Annotated in this window: 18 protein-coding genes; 4 read left to right on the top strand and 14 right to left on the bottom strand. The window is 71.8% G+C overall.

Annotated features, from left to right (window positions below):
• Positions 1–71 precede the first annotated feature (71 nt).
• Positions 72–1463 (top strand): uracil-xanthine permease family protein, encoded by a 1392-nt coding sequence (locus tag BFF78_RS34360; protein WP_069782008.1) that lies wholly within the window; start codon positions 72–74, stop codon positions 1461–1463.
• Here the strand turns inward: BFF78_RS34360 and BFF78_RS34355 are convergent.
• Entirely contained in the window at positions 1430–2545 is a 1116-nt protein-coding gene (locus BFF78_RS34355) for a glycoside hydrolase family 6 protein (RefSeq protein WP_069783979.1), read from the bottom strand. The two genes, BFF78_RS34360 and BFF78_RS34355, sit on opposite strands and share 34 nt — an antisense overlap.
• Before the next feature lie 183 nt (positions 2546–2728).
• Here BFF78_RS34355 and BFF78_RS34350 point away from each other — a divergent pair, with 183 nt between their 5' ends.
• Positions 2729–3415, top strand: coding sequence for a DUF5995 family protein (locus tag BFF78_RS34350; protein WP_069782007.1), 687 nt, complete (start codon positions 2729–2731; stop codon positions 3413–3415).
• A gap of 265 nt (positions 3416–3680) precedes the next feature.
• Here the strand turns inward: BFF78_RS34350 and BFF78_RS34345 are convergent, their stop codons facing one another.
• Together BFF78_RS34345 and BFF78_RS34340 are read right to left on the bottom strand one after the other, a co-directional pair.
• Positions 3681–5378 (bottom strand): flavin monoamine oxidase family protein, encoded by a 1698-nt coding sequence (locus BFF78_RS34345; RefSeq protein WP_069782006.1) that lies wholly within the window; start codon positions 5376–5378, stop codon positions 3681–3683.
• A gap of 55 nt (positions 5379–5433) precedes the next feature.
• Positions 5434–6222 carry a carbon-nitrogen hydrolase family protein gene (locus BFF78_RS34340; protein ID WP_069782005.1) on the bottom strand — a complete coding sequence of 263 codons (789 nt, stop codon included), beginning with the start codon at positions 6220–6222 and terminating at the stop codon, positions 5434–5436.
• A gap of 306 nt (positions 6223–6528) precedes the next feature.
• Between BFF78_RS34340 and BFF78_RS34335 the strand changes: the two genes are divergently transcribed.
• Positions 6529–7080, top strand: coding sequence for a Repetin (locus BFF78_RS34335; RefSeq protein WP_069782004.1), 552 nt, complete (start codon positions 6529–6531; stop codon positions 7078–7080).
• A 6-nt stretch (positions 7081–7086) separates the two neighbouring features.
• On the opposite strand, the gene BFF78_RS43925 is transcribed toward BFF78_RS34335, so the two are convergent.
• From BFF78_RS43925 to BFF78_RS34285, 9 genes are all read right to left on the bottom strand, one after another.
• Positions 7087–7701, bottom strand: coding sequence for a DUF4232 domain-containing protein (locus BFF78_RS43925; RefSeq protein ID WP_079161589.1), 615 nt, complete (start codon positions 7699–7701; stop codon positions 7087–7089).
• Between the two features lie 103 nt (positions 7702–7804).
• Positions 7805–8185 (bottom strand): DUF742 domain-containing protein, encoded by a 381-nt coding sequence (locus BFF78_RS34320; RefSeq protein ID WP_227025984.1) that lies wholly within the window; start codon positions 8183–8185, stop codon positions 7805–7807.
• Positions 8186–8192: 7 nt separating this feature from the next.
• Positions 8193–8630 carry a roadblock/LC7 domain-containing protein gene (locus tag BFF78_RS34315; protein ID WP_079161588.1) on the bottom strand — a complete coding sequence of 146 codons (438 nt, stop codon included), beginning with the start codon at positions 8628–8630 and terminating at the stop codon, positions 8193–8195.
• On the bottom strand, positions 8620–11133 hold the full coding sequence (locus tag BFF78_RS34310; RefSeq protein WP_079161587.1) for an ATP-binding protein: 2514 nt from the start codon (positions 11131–11133) through the stop codon (positions 8620–8622). The genes BFF78_RS34315 and BFF78_RS34310 overlap by 11 nt, the downstream gene beginning before the upstream one ends.
• Positions 11134–11233: 100 nt before the next feature.
• Positions 11234–12700, bottom strand: coding sequence for an HAD-IA family hydrolase (locus BFF78_RS34305; RefSeq protein ID WP_069782001.1), 1467 nt, complete (start codon positions 12698–12700; stop codon positions 11234–11236).
• 14 nt (positions 12701–12714) lie between these two features.
• A complete protein-coding gene (locus tag BFF78_RS34300) occupies positions 12715–13791 on the bottom strand; it encodes an ABC transporter ATP-binding protein (RefSeq protein WP_069782000.1) in 1077 nt (358 codons plus the stop codon).
• An 8-nt stretch (positions 13792–13799) separates the two neighbouring features.
• Positions 13800–14621, bottom strand: coding sequence for an ABC transporter permease (locus BFF78_RS34295; protein WP_069781999.1), 822 nt, complete (start codon positions 14619–14621; stop codon positions 13800–13802).
• Entirely contained in the window at positions 14606–15505 is a 900-nt protein-coding gene (locus BFF78_RS34290) for an ABC transporter permease (protein WP_069781998.1), read from the bottom strand. Before BFF78_RS34290 ends, BFF78_RS34295 begins: the two co-directional genes overlap by 16 nt.
• The gene (locus BFF78_RS34285; protein ID WP_069781997.1) at positions 15502–16662 is read right to left on the bottom strand and encodes an ABC transporter substrate-binding protein; all 1161 of its coding nucleotides are present in this window, start codon (positions 16660–16662) and stop codon (positions 15502–15504) included. The genes BFF78_RS34290 and BFF78_RS34285 overlap by 4 nt, the downstream gene beginning before the upstream one ends.
• Positions 16663–16867: 205 nt before the next feature.
• Between BFF78_RS34285 and BFF78_RS34280 the strand changes: the two genes are divergently transcribed.
• Positions 16868–17608: a GntR family transcriptional regulator gene (locus BFF78_RS34280; RefSeq protein ID WP_069781996.1), complete on the top strand. Its 741-nt coding sequence runs from the start codon at positions 16868–16870 to the stop codon at positions 17606–17608.
• A 78-nt stretch (positions 17609–17686) separates the two neighbouring features.
• Here BFF78_RS34280 and BFF78_RS34275 read toward each other — a convergent pair whose 3' ends face one another.
• Both BFF78_RS34275 and BFF78_RS34270 read right to left on the bottom strand, forming a co-directional pair.
• Positions 17687–18139, bottom strand: coding sequence for an Lrp/AsnC family transcriptional regulator (locus BFF78_RS34275; RefSeq protein ID WP_069781995.1), 453 nt, complete (start codon positions 18137–18139; stop codon positions 17687–17689).
• A 27-nt stretch (positions 18140–18166) separates the two neighbouring features.
• On the bottom strand, positions 18167–19654 hold the full coding sequence (locus BFF78_RS34270; RefSeq protein WP_069781994.1) for an amino acid permease: 1488 nt from the start codon (positions 19652–19654) through the stop codon (positions 18167–18169).
• Between the last annotated feature and the right edge of the window lie 160 nt (positions 19655–19814).

Genomic DNA, 19814 nt, shown 5'->3' with positions numbered 1-19814 from the left:
CGTAGAGCCGTCCGTCAACGGTGACAATGGTCCGGACCGCCTTCACGTACGTAAGAAAGCGAAACCCCACCATGGACCTCGGCGTGCGCTGGAAACTGCACGGTGACGGGCGCACGCCCGCGCCCGGAGCGGTGGTACGCCCCGACGAACGGCTCTCCTGGCCCCGTACGGTGGGCCTCGGCGCCCAGCACGTGGTCGCGATGTTCGGCGCGTCCTTCGTCGCGCCGGTGCTGATGGGCCTCGACCCGAACCTGGCGATCATGATGTCGGGCGTGGCGACCGCGATCTTCCTCCTCGCCACCCGCGGCCGCGTGCCGAGCTACCTGGGCTGCTCCCTGTCGTTCGTGGGGGTGGCCGCCGTCATCCGCGCGCAGGGCGGGACGAGTGCCACCGTGACCGGCGCGGTGTTCGTGGTCGGCATCGCGCTGTTCCTGGTGGGGCTCGCCGTGCAGCGCTTCGGCGCGCGGATCATCCATGCCACGATGCCGCCGATCGTCACGGGCGCGGTCGTCATGCTGATCGGCTTCAACCTGGCCCCGGTGACCGCCTCCACCTACTGGCCGCAGGACCAGTGGACGGCCCTGCTGGTCATGTTGTTCACGGGGATGGCCCTGGTCTGTCTGCGCGGCTTCTGGTCGCGTATCGCGATCTTCCTCGGGCTGGTCTTCGGATACGGCATCTCCTGGGCCTTCGACCGGATCTTCGGCAGGATCCACTCCATGAGCCCGAGCGGCAAGGTCACCGACCACTGGCGCCTGGACCTCTCCGGCGTCTCCAAGGCCGACTGGATCGGCCTGCCGCACTTCCACGGGCCGTCCTTCCAGTGGTCGGCGATCCTGGTCGCGCTGCCGGTCGTCATCGCCCTGGTGGCGGAGAACGCGGGCCACGTCAAGGCGGTCGGCGAGATGACCGGAGACCCGCTGGACGACAAGCTCGGTACGGCGATCTCGGCGGACGGCGTCGGGTCCATGCTGTCGACCGCGGTGGGCGGCCCGCCGAACACCACCTACTCCGAGAACATCGGCGTGATGGCCGCGACCCGGGTCTACTCCACCGCCGCCTACTGGGCCGCCGCCGGCTTCGCCCTGCTCTTCGGCGTCTGCCCGAAGTTCGGCGCGGTCGTGGCCGCGATCCCGGGCGGTGTCCTCGGCGGCATCACCGTGATCCTCTACGGCATGATCGGCCTGCTCGGCGCCCAGATCTGGCTGCACGCCAAGGTGGACCTGCGCAACCCGCTGAACCTGGTCCCGGCCGCCGCGGGCATCATCATCGGAGTCGGCAACGTGAGCATGAAGTTCACCGGCGACTTCTCGCTCAGCGGCATCGCCCTCGGCACGCTGGTCGTCATCACCGGCTACCACGCGCTGCGCGCCTTCGCCCCGGCCCATCTGAAGAAACAGGAGCCACTGCTGGACGAGGGCACGTCCGCCTACGACGCCCAGTCGCCGCGCGCCAAGTCGTAGGCGTACGACGGGGTGAACGTGCCGGCGGCGCCCCGGCAGCCGTCGGACTCCCCCGGCGGCTTGACCCACAGGTAGGCGTCGATCCGGGCCTCGCCGGTGTCCAGGGTCGGGGCCCGGCCGATCCTCCGCCCGGCCGGGTCGCACCACTGGCCGTCCGGCGGGGCGCCGTTGCCGTTGCGGCTGGTGTCGATCACGGCGCCGAGGCTCGACGGGCCGCCGAGCGCGTCCAGCACCCGGCGGTCGTAGGCGATCTCGTCGGCCGTGGTGCGGAAGTTGGAGACGTTGCTGAACACACCGTCCGAGCCGGCCGCTCCCGCCTGCCTCAGCAGGGCGGCCTGTTCGCCCGGCGGGTTCCAGCCGGAGTGACCGGCGTCGAAGTAGACGCGTGCCCTCGGGTACGCCGACTTCAGGACCCGGCCCGCGCGGGCCAGCGAGGCGAACCGGGCCGCGCGGCCGGCCGGCGTCAGACAGCCGGACTGGGCGATCGAGTCCGGCTCCAGGATGACGATCACCTCGCCGGAGCCCAGCCCCCGTGCGAAGGCGTCGATCCAGGCGTCGTAGGCCGCGAGGCCGGGCGCGCCGCCCCGGGAGGCGCCGCCGCAGTCCCGGTCCGGGATGGCGTACGGCACGAGTACCGGGACCGCGCCCCGCACCGCCGCGCCCGTGGTGACCGCGCGTACCCGGGCAGCGATCGTGTCCGGGTCCGGGTCGGTGAACCACACCGCGGTCGGGCGGCCGGCTATCCGGGAGGCGATGACGGCGGTGCGCGGATCGTCGGGATGCGCGCGGACCCAGTCCAGCACCTGGGAGTCGGGGTGGCGGTACAGGAGCGGTGACACGGTGGTGGCCGGCTGCTTCCTCCTGGTCGGGGAGGGTGTGCTCGGTGTCGGCCGGTGGGTGACCGGCGTTCTCGACGACGGCGAGGGCGAGGGAGCGAGCGCAGGTATCCGCGGCATGGGAGCCAGGGCCGGTGTACGGGTCACCCCGGTCCGGGCCTCCCCGGAGCCGTGAGGGGGGCCCAGAGCCGAGAACACCCCGGTGACGGAGCCGACCAGCGTCACCGCCGAGGCCGCCGCGACCATCAGCCCGCGCCGCACGGCACGCCTGCGCGCGGCACGGCGCTCCGCGAGGCGCCGGACCCGTAAGCCTGACACGGTGTCATGTCCCCCTCCCGGACCGCCCCCGTGGCGGCCCGTTCCCCCGTTCCGGCGAAGCACCGGGCCGGTCGGCACGCCCCTGCGGCCCAGGGCTGGGACCCTTCCCCCATGGCGCAGTTGGAACACCTCACCACTCCCGTCGGCGCGGTCGTCTCCCGGATGCGTGCTCTCGACGCGGCCCTGCCCGAGCGGGACGGTGTCGCCGTGTTCAACCGCGTCTACCTCACCGTCACCGAGGAGATCGACCGGCACCTGGACGCCGGGGAGTTCCCGGATCCACGGGCGGCGATCGCGCTGGACGTGCGGTTCGCCGAGCGCTATCTGGCGGCCGTCGACGCGGTGGCCGCGGACCGCCGTCCGCCCGCCTGCTGGCGTCCGTTGTTCCAGCTGCGCGGCCATCCCGGGGTACGGCCGCTGCAGTTCGCGCTGGCGGGCATCAACGCGCACATCGGGCACGATCTGGCGCTCGCCGTGGTGGACGCCTGCCGTACCCTCGGCTGCGAACCGGCCGAGCTGGAGGACGAGTTCGACCGCGTGGGCGATCTCCTCGTGGCGCTGGAGGAGCGCATCCGCGAGGATCTGATGCCAGGCCCCGACCTGCTCCAGATCGCCGACCCGCTCACCCATCTGCTGGGCTCCTGGAGCCTGGAGCGGGCCCGCGACGGGGCCTGGGTGGCGGCCCGTGCCCTGTGGGCGCTGCGCCACTGCGGCGACATGGCCGAGGAGTTCACCGCACGGCTGGACACGGCGGTGGGATTCGCCGGGCGGATGCTGCTGACACCGCTCGACGACTGACCTGGCCGGGACCGGCCGCTGGGCGAGCCGTCTGCGGAACTCCCTTGCAGGGTCCGCACGGACGCACCCGCGGTGGCGCGCGCGCCGCCGAACGGACCGGCTACGACAGCCGGCCGAGGAGCGGGGCCGTACGGAGCCCATCCGGACCGTGCTGCGGGTGAACGCCGGCCGCCAGGCACCGCGCGGGACGCGCTGTTTGAAAAGGCGCGGGCGGCCGGAGTCCGAGTCCGGCCGCCCGCGCCTTGGTCCTTGCTCGTTGTTCTGGTCAGTCCTCGGGCAGCTCCACGGGGGCGATCTCGTCGTACACGTCACCCGGGCCGGGGTTGGCCGGGTCGGTCTCGCCGCCGAAGTGGTGCATGACGCCCCAGACCGCGTTCAGCGCGGTCTGGATCGCACCCTCGGCCCAGCCGGCCGTCCAGGAGATGTCGTCGCCGGCGAGGAAGATGCCCCGCTTGTCCTCGGGCAGCCGGTCCTGCATGAAGTGGGTGAACAGGCGGCGCTGGTAGCGGTAGTGGCCGGGCAGGTTGGCCTTGAACGCGCCCATGAAGTAGGGCTCGTTCTCCCAGGAGACGGTCACCGGGTTGCCGATGATGTGCTTCCTGATGTCGACCTTCGGGTAGATCTCGCCGAGCGACTTCAGCATGACCTCCATCCGCTCGTTCGCGGACAGCGGCAGCCACTTCAGGCTGTCGTCGCACCAGGTGTACGACAGGCAGATCACGGCGGGCTGGTCCGGGCCGTTGTCGAGGAGGTAGGTGCCGCGGGTCATGCGGTCGGTCAGGGTCATCGACATGACGTCCCGGCCGGTCTCCTCGTCCTTGTCCAGCCAGAACGGCCGGTCGACCGGCACGAAGAGCTTCGAGGACTCCATGTAGTGGGTGCGCTCGATCGCGGTCCAGTGGTCGATCGGGAACAGCGAGTCGTCACAGGCGATCTTGGACAGCAGCATCCAGGACTGGGCGGTGAAGATCGCCGCCTTGTAGGTGCGGATGTCGCCGTTCGCGTCGGTCACCGTGATCTGGTTGCCCGCGGTGCGGTGCAGCCGGGTCACGGCCGGGCGGGGCTCGCCGTCCACGTGCAGGGACTTCAGCGAGGTGCCGTACGGCCAGTGCACGATCTTCTCCGGCTCGCGCTCCCACAGGCGCAGCGGCAGCTGCTGGGAGCCGCCGACGATGCCGCGGTGGTGGTCGTCGGCCTCGGTGTAGACGACGCGCAGGATCTCCAGGATGGAGTTCGGGAAGTCGGTGTCCCAGCCGCCGGTGCCGAAGCCGACCTGGCCGAAGATCTCGCGGTGCCGGAAGGACTTGAAGGCCTCGGAGTCGCAGAGGAAGCCGTAGAAGGTCTGGTTGTCGAGCTTCTCGACCAGCTTCGCCCAGATCTCGCGGATGCGCGGGACGTCCCGCTCGCGCATGGCGCGGTTCATGTCGGAGAAGTCGGCGCCCTCGTCGAGGCACTTGTTCCAGGCCTCGGCGACGTCCCGGTACACCTGGGGCAGGTCGTCGACGGTCTCCGCGTAGTGCGACTCGCCCTTGAGGTCCACGACGGTCGAGGGCGTGGCCTCGGCCAGAGGGTTCGGGAACGGCCTGGTCTCCAGGCCCACCATGTCGATGTAGTGCTGCAGGGCGGTGGAGGACGGCGGGAAGCGCATCGCGCCCATCTCGGCGGTCAGCGACTCGTCGCAGCCCTCGAAGCCGACGGTGCGCAGCCGGCCGCCGATCTGGTCGGCCTCGTAGACGACGGGCTTGAGGCCCATCTTCATCAGCTCGTACGCGGCCACGATGCCGGACAGACCGCCGCCGATGACGGCGACCTCGGTGCCGTGCTCGGTCGCGGGTATCTGGCCGAGGCCCGCGGGGTGGGCGAGGAAGTCGTCGTAGGCGTAGGGGAAGTCCGGGCCGAACATGGTGATCGGCGGCTGCTGCTCGTCGGTGTGCTCGACGGCGTTGGGCACCGTGGACGTCATGGGGTACGGACTCCTTGCGCGTGGCGAAACAGGGGGAGGCTTTCGGTGCGGCGGCTCAGCCGAGGGACCCGTACAGACCGGGGCGGCGGTCCTTCAGGTACGGGTTGGCCTCGCGGGAGGCGGCCAGGAAGGCGGGGTCGGCATCGGCGACGATCAGTTGCTCGGCGCGTCCGGCGCGGGTGCGGGCGACACCGTCGGGACCGGCGAGGACGGAAAGGCCGACGAACTCGAACTCGCCTTCCTGGCCGACCCGGTTGACGTACGCGACGTACATCTGGTTCTCCCAGGCGCGCACCGGCACGAGGGACTCGGCGACGAACTGGAAGGGGTGCATCTGCGCGGTCGGGACGACGAGGAGGTCGGTGCCGGCCAGGGCGTGGGCGCGGACGTTCTCCGGGAACTCGACGTCGTAGCAGATCATCAGGCCGACGGTGAGGCCGTTCAGCTCGGCCTGGACGACCGGCTGCTCGCCCGGCGTGAAGTGGTCGCGCTCGAAGCAGCCGAAGAGGTGGGTCTTGCGGTAGTTCGCGAGCCGGGTGCCGTCGGCGGAGATCAGCTGGGCGGAGTTGTAGACCGTCTCGCCGTCGCGCTCCGGGTAGCCGTAGGCGATCGCGATGCCGTGCCGGGTGGCGGTCTCGGCGATCGCGTCGGCACAGACGCCGTCGGCGGGCTCGGCGAGGCGGGCGATGCCGTCGCCGATCGCGTATCCGGTCAGGAACATCTCCGGTGCGGCGAGCAGCGCGGCGCCCGTGGCGGCGGCACGGCCCGCGGCCTCGTCGAGGACCTTGAGGTTCTCGACGACGGAGCCGGGGCGGCCGGAGCTCTGGAGCAGGGCGGTGCGCATGCGTGTTCCTCACCGGACGCAGGGGGTTAGGGGGTCATTAAGAAGGTACGGTCGGCGGGCTCGGCCGGACAAGAAGGAGCCGTTGCGCGCCTGTGCGCGGTTTGTTGCGTGGAGTGCGGGTCGGGCGGCGATTCGTTGCGCGCCCTCGTGGCCGGTTCCCGTCCTCCCTGAGACGCAGGTCACCGGCAGGGTCCCCCGCCGGATGGCGGAGGGGGAAAGCCGTCTGCGGAGCGATGTGCGAAAACGCTCCTGCCGGGAGAGTGGTGATCGTTCAGTTCACGCGCTTGACCTGCGGAAAGGACCGTCATGAGGCGCCGTACGAAGATCGCCGCCGCGTCTGCCGTCACCGCCCTGCTGATCATCACCGGGGCAGCCGGGGCGGCAATGGCCTCCGGGGGCGGGGCCCCGCACCCCCAGCGGGAGGCCGCCGCGCTGACCGGTACGGCCAAGCTGTACCGCTCGGCCGGGGACGACATCACCTTCACCTTCGACGCGCATCTGGCGGAGAAGAACACGATGGACCCGCGCAAGGCCACCGGCACCTTCGAGTTCAGCCATTACCTTCACGGCCGGGGAGCCTGGGCCAAGGCCAAGGTGGACTGCCTGGTCACCGGCGGCCAGGTCGCCGTCGTCTCCGGTGTGATCACCGCGTCCGACCTGCCGGGAGCCAAGGGCAAGCGGGTCGGCGTCACGGTCCACGACCTCGGGCACCATGACCGGCTGGGCTACAGCTGGGCGGGGGTCGGCAGCCCCACGGACACCAAGGACCTGCCGCCGTGCGTGTCGTCCGCGCCGTTCGAGAAGGTGAAGCAGGGCACGGGTGACTTCAGGGTCGTGCCCTGGCGGCCCAAGCTCTAGGTCCGGCTACTTTCCGGTGCCGACGGGGTCGACGGTGACGGCGGGGCCGCTGCCGTCCGAGACGGGCACGTTGATGCCGACGGGCAGCGTGCGGGAGTGGGTCTCGCCGGGCGGGGTGACGATCAGGCCGGTGAAGGTCTCGCCGCTGCCGCCGGAGTGGTTCGGCGCGTAGTGCAGGGTGAAGCGGGTCTCCCCGCCCGGCTTGACGCGGACCAGCGGCGCGGCGAGCCTGCTCCGCCGGGCGCTGACGCTGCCGTCCTTGCTCTTCAGGTCGGCGCCGGGGAAGCCCTTCAGGGTGCAGGTGGCGGAGCCGGTGTTCTTCAGGTTGACGACGAGGGTGCCCTCGGCCATCCCGCCGGAGGTGCTGAACGCGAGGTGGGAGGTCGTGCACGCGGACGTCATCACGCTTCCCGTCCGGGCCGCGGCGGGGGTGTCCCTGCCGCTGGACGCGCCGCTGCCGTCGCGCCTCTGGGACGCGGCGCCCTGGGCGGCGGAGGGCGGTGAGCTGGGTGCGGAGGAGTCGTTCCGGCCGGACGAGTTGCTGTTGCTGCCCTGGCAGGCGGTGAGGGACAGGCCCGCGAGGGCGGCGACGGCGAGCAGGGAGAGCTTGTGGAGGCGCATGGTTCTCCTTCAGCAGTACGGGTGGCGTGCTGCTCCGTGAGATACCGACAGCGGTTGATGCGTTCGGATCAACAGCGCTCTCGTACACGCCTGTGACACTGCACTAGATCTCCCGCAGCCGCGCGACGATCTCCCGCAGCAACCCCGGATCGGCGGACGGGCCGCCGGCCGGGAGGCGGCGGGGTTCGTCGATGCGGATCAGGCCCGCCTCCGCAAGGTCGCCGAGCAGGACGCGGACGACGGTCAGGGGCAGATCGGCGTCCGCGGCCAGCTCCACGACGGGGCGCGGGCCGCGCCGGATCAGGTCGAGCAGGGCGGCACGGGCGTGGTCCACGTCCGGCCCCGGCGCGTCGGCGTCCAGGGCGGTGACCCGGGACATCAGGTCGATGGCGTGCGCGCCCGAGGGCCGGGTGCGGCCCCGGGTCACCGTGTAGGGGCGCACCATCGGCCCGGTCTCGTCCTCGTACCAGTGCTCGTCGCTCACCGGGGGATCATCTGGCCGTCCGGGCGGCCGCGTCCAGGTGACGGCCGAGTCGGCGGACGAGCAGGGCCATTTCGTGGGCGAGCTGGCCGACGTCGGTACTGGCCTCGCTGAGCACGGCGAGGCGGCTGCCGTGTCCGGCGGGTGTGATGAAGAGGTAGGCGTCGTCGAGCATCACCATGGTCTGCCGCACCTGGCCCGCGGCGAACCGCTCCCCCGCCGAGCGGGCCAGGCCGTGGAAGCCGGAGCAGACGGCGGCCAGATGCTCGATGTCCTTGCGGCGCATCCCCTCCGAGCTGCTGAGCGGCAGGCCGTCGGCGGTCAGCAGCACGGCCTGGCGTACGTGGTCCGTACGCGCCACGAGGTCGTCCAGCAGCCAGCCGAGGTCCGTGCCGGGCGCTCCGCTGGTCTCGGCGGACTGCTCGGGCGTGTGTTCGTCACCGGGCATCGTCGGTGTCCGTCCCTCCGTTGGCATGGGTGGTCACGCTGTCGGCGTCGGTGGTCTCGTGTTCGGCGCGGTCGGGGGCCGGGGTATGTGCGCGGTCGGGTGCGGGTGTGTCGGGGCTGGTCGCGCCGTTTTCCGCGCCCTCAGGGGTCCGCGGTCCCGTCGGCTGTGCGGCACCGGCGCTGCGAGCGGCCGCGTCGGACGGGGCTTCGCCGGTCGCCGGCAGGCCCCTGCGGCCGCGGTCGAGGCCGCGCTGGAAGGCACCGAAGATCGCGCGCATCTCCTCGGCGTCCACCTCGCGCTCGGCCGCGCTGTCGTTCGGCGGCGGTGCGTCCCGCAGCTCCGGGACGAGGGAAGCCTGCCGGGTCCGGGTGGGCAGGACGGGCGGAGCCGACCGCCCCTCCTCCGACACCGGCTCGGACGCGGCCCCCTCCTCCGACACCGGCTCGGACGCGGCCCCCGCACCCGGCGCGGGCACGGACGCCAGCCGGTTACGTGCGCCCGGTTCGCCGGCGGACGCGCTGTGCGGCTCGCCCGGTGCGGCCGACCGGTTCCTGTGCGGCAACGTGCGTACCGCCGCCCCCTGTTCGCGTGGCGCCACCTCCGCCAGTACCGCCTCCGGGAGCAGGACCACCGCCGTCGTGCCGCCGTACGGCGAGTCGCGCAGGCTCACCTCGATGCCGTGGCGGGCGGCGAGGCGGCCGACGACGTAGAGGCCGAGGCGGTCGTGGCGGGTGGGGTCGAAGGCCTCGGGGTCGGTGAGGGTGGCGTGAGCCTGGGCACGGGCGTCGGCGTCGAGGCCGAGGCCCCGGTCGTCGATCTCCAGCACGAACCCGCTGCCGACCCGCCCGGTGCGCAGCGTGACCCGGGTGTGCGGCGGCGAGAACACCGCGGCGTTCTCCAGGAGTTCGGCGATCAGATGCACCACGTCGGCGACGGCGTCCGCGGCGACGCCGATGTCCGGCATCGGCGGCACGACCACCCGCGCGTAGTCCTCGATCTCGCCGACCGCCGAGGCGACGACGTCCCCCACGGGCACCGGCCTGCGCCAGCGCCGGCCGGGTGCGGCGCCGGAGAGGATGATCAGGCTCTCCGCGTGCCGGCGCATGCGCGTGGTCAGGTGGTCGATGCGGAACAGCTCGCGCAGGATGTCGGGATCCTCGGTGCGCCGCTCCAGGGTGTCGACGAGCTTCAGCTGGCGGTGGACCAGGGCCTGGTTGCGGCGCGCGATGTTGAGCAGCACCGCGAACAGGCCCCGCCGCAGGGTGGCCTGCTTGACCGCGGCCTCGACGGCGGCGAGCCGCGCGGTGTTGAAGGACCGGCCGACCTGCCCGATCTCGTCGTCGCGCACCTCGTCGGCGGCGAGCGGCGGCGCCGCGGCGAGCGCGTCCACCTCCTCACCGGCGCTCAGTCTGCGCATGACGTCGGGCAGCTGGTCGGTCGTCAGGACGTCGGCCGCGTCCCGCAGCGTCTCCAGGCGCCGCGAGATGCGCCGCGCGCCACGCACCGCGAACCACAGCGACAGCCCGACGGCGGCCAGGCCCACCACGCCGACGACGGCCGCCTTGGTCAGCTCGTGGTAGGCGAAGGCCCGGCCGCGGGCGGCGGAGTTCTCGGCGGACCGCGTGCACAGCTGCATGTACCGCTTCACGGCCCGGTCGGTGGTGGACCGCCAGGTGTCCGCGGCGACGGCCCGCCCGGTACCGGCGGCACCGGCCCGCAGCAGCGCGTCCTCGCCGCGTTCCAGCGAGCCGTACACGTCCCCGCGCTGGAAGTCCTCGAACAGCGCGCGCGAGTCGGCGGGCAGGTCCGGAACGTACGTGCGCTGGAACACCCGCCGGTCCTCGATGGTCGCGGCCAGGGTGTCGTACTGCCGGTCGGTCAGGGTGCCGGCCGCTCGTGCCCCGGCGACCAGCGCGTCCTCCCGGGAGACGAACTCCCGTACCCGCACCAGCTCGATGACGACCTGCGCCTCCCGGGCCAGCTGTCCGGCCTGGAGGGCGGTGAGGGTGGACTGCACGTCGAAGCCGGGCTCCACGAGCGCGCTGTAGTCCTCCACGGCCCGGTCCCAGGTGATGCGCCGGGCCAGCACCAGCGAGCGCAGCCCGTCCAGCTTGCCGGCCGCCGTCACCATGGCGTCCAGCGCCTGCCGCTGACGGTCCGTGAGCCTGCTGCGGTCGCCGTGCTGGATCGCCTGCCGCATGGCGTCCACGGCCACATCGGTACGGCGTTCCTGCCCGAGCAGTTCCGCCGCGGTGGCCGCGTCGAGCCGGGCGCCCAGGTAGGCGGCGGACATCCGGCGCTCGATCTGGATCTGCCCGATCGCGGTGTCCACGGGGGTGCCGAAGTCCTCGTACACCCCCTGGAGCCGGACCAGCGCGCGCAGTTCACCGGTGACGGACCACATGGCGAAGCTCCACAGCGCCATCAGCGCGACGGCCGGGGCGAGCGCGAGCGCCACGATCCGCGTGCGGACGGTGGTGGGACGGCCGAGGGGCCAGCGCATGTGTACCTGCCGGTGTTACCAGTCAGTAGTGGGCGTGAGCGCGGCACAACCTACGGGATGGTCACCCCGTACCGCAATGGTGACCTGCGGTAACCCGCGGTCACTTCACCGGCAGAGCGAAGGTCGTGACGACCGCCGCATGGTCGGAGGGCCAGTCGTTGCCCGCCACGTCCGGCCAGGGGCGCGGGCTGCCGGTGACGAGGGTCCGCGCGTCCCGCACGGTCAGGCCCCGGTGCAGGACGTAGTCGATCCGGTCCTGCGGCTCGGGCCGCCCGCTGCCGTCCTCGTGCACCGGATGGATCGGCGACCAGGTGTGGCCGGGCTCGGCGGCGGGGTCGGGATGGGCCTCCCGGTAGGAGTCGGCGAAGCCCGCCTCCTCGGCCGCCTTCGTCACCGGCCAGGCCACGTCCGGCCAGTCCAGGTGCGAGGGGCAGTTGAAGTCGCCGACCAGGACGACCGGGACACCCTCGGCCGAGGACCCGGCGACGCGCTCCAGCGCGTCCCGCATCTGCGTCAGCCGCAGCTCCTCGTGGGCGATCAGCTCCGGCGCCGCCAGCCCGTCGAAGGCGGACTCGTAGGGGCCGTACGGCGTGTAGTGCAGGTGCGCGGTCCAGACGTCCACCTCGTGGCCGGGGGCCACGGCGATCCGGACGCCCGCGGCGCCGTAGAAGCCGACATCCGGGTCGCCGAAGCGGGCGGTGATCGGGTGGCGGCTGATGACGCCGAGGTTCTCGCCCGCCCGGTGGTGGTGCCAGCCGAGCGCCTCGGCCAGTTCCTGGGCGGCCGTCCCGCCCGTCTCCTGGAGCCCGACCACGTCCGCGCCGCTCTCCAGGATCACCTTGAGCTGCTTGGCCCGGTGGTCGTCGACCTCGCTGCCGCCGAGCCACAGGTTCCAGCTCATGACCCGGAGTTCGGGCGTGACCATCCGCCGCAGTTCCTGGACCGTGACGCCGGCGAGGCTGTCGCGTACGGTCCGGCCGGGCGCGGTGCCGATCGGCGCGAGGGACGGCACGGCGAGGACGGCGCAGCCGGCGGCCTCGGCGGAGGCGACGCCGGTCTCGGTGTCCTCCACGGCCACACAGGCGGCGGGGTCGACGCCGAGGGCCCGGCAGGCGGCCCGGTAGGGGTCGGGGGCCGGCTTGGTGCGGGTGGTGTCGTCGGCGGTGACGGAGGCCGCGAACCGGTGGGCGCCGAGGGCGTCGAGGACGACGTCGGCGACCGCGCGCGGGGACGCGGTGACCAGGGCGGCGGGTACGCCCGCGGCGGCCAGCGCGTCCAGCAGGTCCAGCGCGCCGGGCCGGGGCACGATCCCGGTACGGACGCGTGCGGCGAACTCGCGGTGCAGCTCGGCCGCGAGGTCCGCCTCCGTCCGGTCCGACGCCGTGGCGAGCCAGGCGGCGGTGTGCTCGACCGGGCGGCCGAGCACGTCGGGCTGGTCGGCCTCGGTCAGCGGGCGCCCGGCGACCTGCTCGACCGCCTCCCACCACAGCCGCTCGGTGTCGACGAGCGTGCCGTCCATGTCGAACAGAACGGCCTGCAGCGGGAGTTGATGGATGTGGGGGGTCACGTTCGGGAAATTCCTCACTTCTGGATACGTTCGGCCACGAGCACCGGCCGCTCGGGCAGCGACACGCCGACGGCGGTTCCGGCGCCGAGCCCCGTGGCCTCGTGGGCGGGCAGGTCGGCCTTGACCTCGGTGCCGTCGGCGAGCCGTACGGTGACCCGGACGACCGCGCCGAGGAAGGCGGTGGCGACGACCCGGGCGGTGCCCTGCTCGTCCGGGCGCACCTGTACGGCCTCGGGCCGCACCAGCACGTCCACCTCACCGCCCGGCACCTCGCCGTCGGCCGGCAGCCGCTGGCCGAGCACCTCGACGGTGCCGTCCTTCAGCTCGCCCGGGATCCGGCTCATCGTGCCGACGAACTCGGCGACGAAGGCGGTGGCGGGGCGGCCGTACAACTCGGCCGGTTCGGCGCACTGTTCGAGGCGGCCGGCGCGCATGACGGCGACGCGGTCGGCGACCGACAGCGCCTCTTCCTGGTCGTGGGTGACGAACAGGGTGGTGATGCCGAGCTCCTGCTGGAGCCGGCGGATCTCCTCGCGCAGGGTGAGCCGCACCTTGGCGTCCAGCGCGGACAGCGGCTCGTCCAGCAGGAGCACCCGCGGGCGCAGGGCGAGGGCGCGGGCCAGCGCGATGCGCTGCTGCTGGCCGCCGGAGAGCTGGTGCGGGTAGCGCTCACCCTTGTCGGCGAGACCGACCAGCTCCAGCAACTCGGCGGCGCGGGCCCGGCGTTCGGTCGTACGGACGCCGCGCATACGCAGTCCGAACGCGACGTTGTCGACGGCGTTCAGATGCGGGAAGAGGCTGTACGACTGGAAGACCATGCCGGCGTCACGGCGGTGGGCCGGGACGTGGGTGACGTCCTCGCCGTCCACCAGGACGGCCCCGGAGTCGGGGTGTTCGAACCCGGCGAGCATACGCAGCGCGGTGGTCTTGCCGCAGCCGGAGGGGCCGAGCAGGGCCAGGAACTCCCCCGGCCGGACGGTCAGATCGAGCCCGTCGAGGGCGACGGTGGCCCCGAACTCGCGCCGCAGCGAGCGGAATTCGACGGTAGCGGCCTTTTCTGCGACGGCCGTCTCGAGCGTGGTGGCGGTCATGGTGTGTGTCATCCCCGGGAGTTGGCGTTTCGGGTGCGTCCGCCGCCGGCACCGGCGAGCGCGAGGAGCAGGACCCAGGTGAGAAGCAGGCTGAGCACGGAGACGGCGACGGACATCTGGGCCTGCTCGCCGCCGACGTTGTAGATCCACACGGCGAAGGGGGTGTAGCCGAGCAGATGGGAGACCGTGAACTCGCCGAGCACCAGGGCCAGGGTGAGGAAGGAGGCGTTCAGCAGGGCCCCGCGCAGATTGGGCAGGACGGCCCGGACGAGTGCCTTGGGCCAGGAGGCGCCGCAGCTGCGGGCCGCCTCCACGAGGGTGCGTACGTCGATGGCGCGCAGGCCGGAGTCCAGGGCGCGGTAGACGAACGGCAGGGCCATCACGACGTAGGCGAGGACCAGCACGACGGGGAATCGGTCGTTCTGGATCACCACGAACGTCTCGAACAGCGGGGTGCGGGACAAATGCTCCGGGCCCCACTTGAGGACGGTGGCGATCCCGGCGACGAACGCGATGGGCGGCACCACCAGCGGCAGCGAGCACACCACCTCGACCACCGGCCGCAGCCGGGGCGAGCCGAGCCGCAGCGCGACCACGGCGGGCACCATCAGCAGCAGCACGACGGCGATGGTGGCCACGGCCAGTTCCAGCGAGAGCAGCAGGCTGGAGAGGAAGCCGTCGGTGGAGAGGATCTTGGTGTAGGCGTCGAAGGTGAGGCCCTGGCCGGGCACGTCCACCGTGAAGATCGCGGAGGCGGCGAGCGGCACCAGGAAGTACAGGGCGGCGAGACCGAGGACGACCCACCGCCAGAGGGTCAGGCGTCGAGCCATCGGGCACTCCGTCGCTGAAGGGGCAGGTACACGGCCATCACCAGGCCCGCCACCAGGACCATGTCGAGGCTGAGGGCGAGGGCGACGTTCTCCTGGCCGACCAGGACATTGCCGGACAGGGCGTCGGCGATCTGCAGGGTGACCAGCGGGACCGCGCTGCCGACCATGGCGGCGGCGGTGGCGTAGGCGGCGAAGGCGCTGCCGAACAGCAGCACGAGGCCGCCGAGCAGCGAGGGCGCGAGCACGGGCAGGGCCACGTGCCGCCAGTACTGCACACCGGTGGCGCCGTTGTTCAGCGCGGCCTCCCGCCACTGGGAGCGCAGGCCGTCCAGCGCGGGGGTGATGGTGAGGACCATGAGCGGGATGAGGAAGTACAGGTAGACGAGGATCAGGCCCCAGAAGCTGTAGAGGTCCCAGCCGGTGTCCTTCAGGCCCAGGTGGACGGTGAGGACGCCCGCGTTGCCGAGGGTGGCGACGAAGGCGAAGGCCAGCGGGACCCCGCCGAAGTTGGCGAGCACGCCGGAGGCGGTCAGCACGGCCTCGCGCAACCAGCGGGAGCGGGAGCTGACCACGGCCTGGGCGAGCGGCAGCCCGAGCAGGGCGCCGAGCGCGGCGGAGATCGCGGACAGCTTGACGCTGCCGAGCAGGGCGGTGAGGTACGGGCCCTGCAGCGAGGCCGTCATGTTGGCGCCGGTGTAGGTGGTGGCGCCCGTGGTGGCGTCATCGACCGAGAAGGCACCGTTCACGATGGCCACGGCGGGCAGGCCGAAGGCGATGGCGACGAAGACCAGCAGCGGTACTACCGCCAGCCAGCCGGGGGCGCGGCGCCGTCGCTTCGCCGAAGCGACGGGCGCCACGTCCGCGCGCGGGAGAGCGGTGGTCATCCGGAGACGGCCTTACCCCAGCCCTGGGCGATGACCGTCTTGGCCTTGCTCTGCTGGTCCTCGGTCGGGAAGGAGGGCGTGCCGGTGACCTTGGGCAGCTTGGCGGCGGCCGTCTTGTCCAGCGTCCCGGCCTTCTCCATGGCGGCCATCAGGGCCGGGCGGGCGTAGCCCTTGAGCCACAGGTTCTGGCCCTCGGTGCTGTACAGGTACTCCTGCCACAGGCGGGCGGCCGCCGGGTGCGGGGCGTCCTTGTTGATGGCCTGGGAGTAGTACTGGGCGTACTGGCCGTCGCTCGGGATGACGACCTTCCAGTCCAGGCCCTTGGACTTGAACTCGTCGGCGTAGCCGGCGTTCAGGTAGTCCCAGTCGATGGAGATGGGCGTCTCGCCCTTCTCGACGGTGGCCGGGGTGGACTCGACGGGCGTGTAGTTGCCGTTCTTCTTCAGCTTGGCGAAGAAGTCCAGGCCGGGCTGGATGTTGTCGAAGGAGCCGCCGTTGGCGAGGGCCGCCGCGTAGACGCCGCCGAAGGCGGAGCCGGACTTGGCGGGGTTGCCGTTGAGGGCGACCTGGCCCTTGTACTGGGGCTTGAGGAGGTCCTTGAAGCTGGTCGGGCACTGCTTGACGCGCTTGGCGTCGCAGCCGATGGACACGTAGCCGCCGTAGTCGTTGAACCAGCGGGCCTGCGGGTCCTTCTGGGCCTCGGGGATGTCGGTGTAGGAGGCGACCTTGTACGGCGCGAGCAGGCCCTGCTGGGCGGCGCTCAGCGCGAACGAGGAGCCGAGGTCGAGGACGTCGGGGGTGCGGTCCTGGCCCTTGCGGGTGGTGACGGCGTTGATCTCGTCCTGGCTGGAGCCGTCGGGGCTCTCGTCGTTGATCTTGATGCCGTACTTCTTCTGGAACCCGTCGATCAGGGCGCCGTAGTTGGCCCAGTCGCGGGGCACCGCGATGATGTGCAGCGTGCCTTCCTTCTTGGCCGCCTTGACCAGGGCGTCCATGCCGCCGAAGTCGGCCGCGGAGGTGGCGGTGGCGGCGCTCTTGCCGTCCTTGGTGGTGGTCGACGCCTTGTCGGGAGCGGCGCCGCAGGCGCTCAGGGCCAGCGCGGCGACGACGGCGAGGGAGCCGCCGAGGACGGCGTTTCTCGGCAGGGACACGGTCACGGTCTCTCCAGGGGGACGCATGAGGGTTGCGGAGAACTTGTCTGAACAAGTTGCGTCACAGTACGCCCGCTCGCGGTGTCCTGTCTGTAAACGGGAGCGAAACTTTGGGCCCTGGTTGGCTGCACAATCCAGACCGTTTCAGATCACGCTCAGGTCTCGATTAGGCTGGTCACGCTGTGCACAGTGACCCGAGCAGAGGGGAAGCATGACGGCGCGACACGAGGAGATCGCCGACGAGCTGCGGCGCGCGATCGACCGCGAGGAGTACACCGTCGGCAGCCGCTTGCCCTCGGAGTCGGAACTCGCGACGCACTACGGCGTCTCACGCGGCACGGTCCGCCAGGCCGTCGCGACCCTCACCTCCGAAGGCCTGATCGGCTCCCGTCAGGGCGCCCGCCGCGTCGTCCTCGCCAGCCGCCGCAGCCAGAGCTTCGAGGAACTGCGCAGCTTCGCCCAGTGGGCCCGCGCGATGGGCCGCGAGGCCACCGGCCACGTCGTGACGCAGGAGTACCGCCCGGCCACCCACGAGGACGCCGTGCGCCTCCAACTCCCCATCGGCACCCAGGTGTTGCACGTGCTTCGGCTGCGTGGCCTGGACGGCGAGCCGGTACTGCTGGAACGGACCGTGTACGCCGACTGGATCTCCCCGGCGGTGGAGTCGATCGAGCCGGAGTGCCCCTCGGTCACGCAGCGGCTGTACGACGACACCGGCCTGGTCTTCGCGTACGGAGAGCACATCATCGACGCGGTCGCCTGCGGCGCGCAGGACGCCGAGTTGCTGGGGGTTCGCCGTACGAGTCCGCTGCTGCGGGTGCGGCGGGTCACGACGACCCGGGAGGGGCGCCCGGTGGAGTGGTCGGACGACCGGTACCGTCCGGACGCCGTGAGCTTCAGCGTGCGCAATTCGATCGGGAACAACGCGCTGGCGCGAAAGACAGCGGAATAGGACGCGGGGCGCATGGTCGTGCGCCGGGCGCGGCTTGTCCGTGGCCGGTCGCGCAGGTCCCCGCGCGCCTCGTGAGCTCTAGCCCGGCGCGCCGGAGGAGAAGCGGCGCAGCAGCGGTGACAGCACCAGAACCGACTTGGTCCGCTCCACGAACGGCTCCCCGGCGATCCGCTCCAGCACCCGCTCGAAGTGCCGCATGTCGGATGCGAAGACCTGCGCGATCGCGTCCGCGTCCCCGGTGACGGTGGACGCGGCCACGACCTCCTGATAGCGCTCCAGCCCCCGCTGAATGGTGTCCGGCGAGGTGTTGCGCCGGCAGTAGATCTCGACGAACCCCTCGGTCTCCCAGCCGAGCGCCGCCGGGTCCACCCGGACGGTGAACCCGGTGATCGCTCCGGTAGCCCGCAGCCGGTCCACGCGCCGCTTCACCGCCGGCGCGGACAGGCCGACCATCTGCCCGATGTCCGCGTAGGAGCGGCGGGCGTCCTCGGCGAGGGCGTGCACGATACGTTCGTCGAGATCGTTCAGCACAGGGGGTGGTTCACTTCTTCGGTTCGGTCACTTCTCTGCCGTCACCGCGAGGTTCTCACCGGTCGCGAGACGGGAACGGCGATAGCCGTATACGAAGTAGAACACGAGCCCGACGGCCATCCAGACACCGAACACGATCCAGGTGACGGTCGACAGGCTGCCCATCATCCACACACAGAAGCCGAAGCCCAGCGCGGGCAGCACCGGCGACAGCGGGACCCGGAAGGTGCGCCGCATGGTCGGGCGCGTCCGGCGCAGCACCACGACCGCGATGTTGACCAGCGCGAAGGCGAACAGCGTGCCGATGCTGGTGGCGTCCGCCAGCTGACCCAGCGGGATCGCGGCGGCGAGGACACCGCAGAACACGGAGACGATCACCGTGTTGGCGCGGGGCGCGCCGGTCTTCGGGTGGACCTTGGAGAAGATCTTGGGCACCAGGCCGTCACGGGACATGGCGAACAGGATGCGGGTCTGGCCGTAGACCACGGTCAGGACGACGCTCGCGATGGCGATGACGGCACAGGCGGCCAGCAGGGTGCCCCAGAAGCTCTGCCCGGTGACGTTCTTCATGATCTCGGTGAGCGCGGCCTCGGAGCCGTTGAAGGTCCGCCACGGCTTGGCACCCACGGCGACGGCCGCGACCAGCACGTACAGGGCGGTCACGATGACCAGGGACAGCATGATCGCGCGGGGCAGGTCGCGCTGGGCGTTCTTCGCCTCCTCACCGGCGGTGGAGGCGGCGTCGAAGCCGATGTACGAGAAGAACAGCGTGCCGGCGGCACCGCTGACGCCCGCCATGCCGAGCGGCATGAAATGCGCGTAGTTGCCGGACTTGAAGCCCGCGAAGCCGATCGCGCAGAACAGGATCAGCGCGCCGATCTTCACGCACACCATGATGGTGTTGGCCCGCGCGGACTCCTTGGCGCCGCCGAGCAGGAACACCATCGCGAGGACCACGACGATCAGGGCGGGCAGGTTGAAGATGCCGCCGTCGCCGGGCGGAGCGGACAGGGCGGTCGGGATGGTGACGCCTATGGTGCCGTCCAGCAGCTCGTTCAGGTACTCGCCCCAGCCGACGGCCACGGCGGCCACCGAGACGCCGTACTCCAGTAGCAGACACCAGCCGCAGACCCAGGCGATCAGTTCGCCCATGGTTGCGTATGCGTACGAGTACGAGGAGCCGGAGACCGGGATGGTGCCCGCCAGCTCGGCGTAGGACAGGGCCGAGAACAGCGCGGTGAGACCGGCGATCACGAAGGACAGGGTGACGGCCGGGCCCGCCTTGGGGACGGCCTCGCCGAGGACGACGAAGATACCGGTGCCCAGGGTGGCACCGATGCTGATCATGGTCAGCTGCCACAGCCCGAGGGAGCGCCTGAGCGAGCCTCCCTCACCCTGGCCGCCCTCCGCGACCAGGCGTTCCACGGGCTTCTTCCGCATGAGGCGCGCGGCGACGCCCGGGGATGCGGGGGTGGTCGCTGTGCGGTCGTGCGGGGGTGCGCCTTGATCGAGCACGCGCTGGCTCCTTCATCCTGCCGGTCATTGCGGACGGGGACCGATGGCAGCCCTGCGAGAGCAGGAACCCACCGAGCGGAGTCCCCGCCACGCCACGTACAGACGAGCACCCTATGAGGCAGGCCTTCACGGGCGTAATGCAGCAACCTTGCACGTCCCC

Source organism: Streptomyces fodineus (genome assembly GCF_001735805.1).
GTDB lineage: Bacteria > Actinomycetota > Actinomycetes > Streptomycetales > Streptomycetaceae > Streptomyces > Streptomyces fodineus.
Note: the sequence above shows the minus strand (reverse complement) of the source record. Positions and strands in the feature narration are given on the sequence as shown.

What these genes read in the sequence shown, in the direction of transcription:
- BFF78_RS34360 (WP_069782008.1), top strand. Translation starts at nt 72, where the DNA reads ATGGACCTCGGCGTGCGCTGGAAACTGCACGGTGACGGGCGCACGCCC.
- BFF78_RS34355 (WP_069783979.1), bottom strand. Translation starts at nt 2,545, where the DNA reads ATGGTCGCGGCGGCCTCGGCGGTGACGCTGGTCGGCTCCGTCACCGGG.
- BFF78_RS34350 (WP_069782007.1), top strand. Translation starts at nt 2,729, where the DNA reads ATGGCGCAGTTGGAACACCTCACCACTCCCGTCGGCGCGGTCGTCTCC.
- BFF78_RS34345 (WP_069782006.1), bottom strand. Translation starts at nt 5,378, where the DNA reads ATGACGTCCACGGTGCCCAACGCCGTCGAGCACACCGACGAGCAGCAG.
- BFF78_RS34340 (WP_069782005.1), bottom strand. Translation starts at nt 6,222, where the DNA reads ATGCGCACCGCCCTGCTCCAGAGCTCCGGCCGCCCCGGCTCCGTCGTC.
- BFF78_RS34335 (WP_069782004.1), top strand. Translation starts at nt 6,529, where the DNA reads ATGAGGCGCCGTACGAAGATCGCCGCCGCGTCTGCCGTCACCGCCCTG.
- BFF78_RS43925 (WP_079161589.1), bottom strand. Translation starts at nt 7,701, where the DNA reads ATGCGCCTCCACAAGCTCTCCCTGCTCGCCGTCGCCGCCCTCGCGGGC.
- BFF78_RS34315 (WP_079161588.1), bottom strand. Translation starts at nt 8,630, where the DNA reads ATGCCCGGTGACGAACACACGCCCGAGCAGTCCGCCGAGACCAGCGGA.
- BFF78_RS34310 (WP_079161587.1), bottom strand. Translation starts at nt 11,133, where the DNA reads ATGCGCTGGCCCCTCGGCCGTCCCACCACCGTCCGCACGCGGATCGTG.
- BFF78_RS34300 (WP_069782000.1), bottom strand. Translation starts at nt 13,791, where the DNA reads ATGACCGCCACCACGCTCGAGACGGCCGTCGCAGAAAAGGCCGCTACC.
- BFF78_RS34295 (WP_069781999.1), bottom strand. Translation starts at nt 14,621, where the DNA reads ATGGCTCGACGCCTGACCCTCTGGCGGTGGGTCGTCCTCGGTCTCGCC.
- BFF78_RS34290 (WP_069781998.1), bottom strand. Translation starts at nt 15,505, where the DNA reads ATGACCACCGCTCTCCCGCGCGCGGACGTGGCGCCCGTCGCTTCGGCG.
- BFF78_RS34280 (WP_069781996.1), top strand. Translation starts at nt 16,868, where the DNA reads ATGACGGCGCGACACGAGGAGATCGCCGACGAGCTGCGGCGCGCGATC.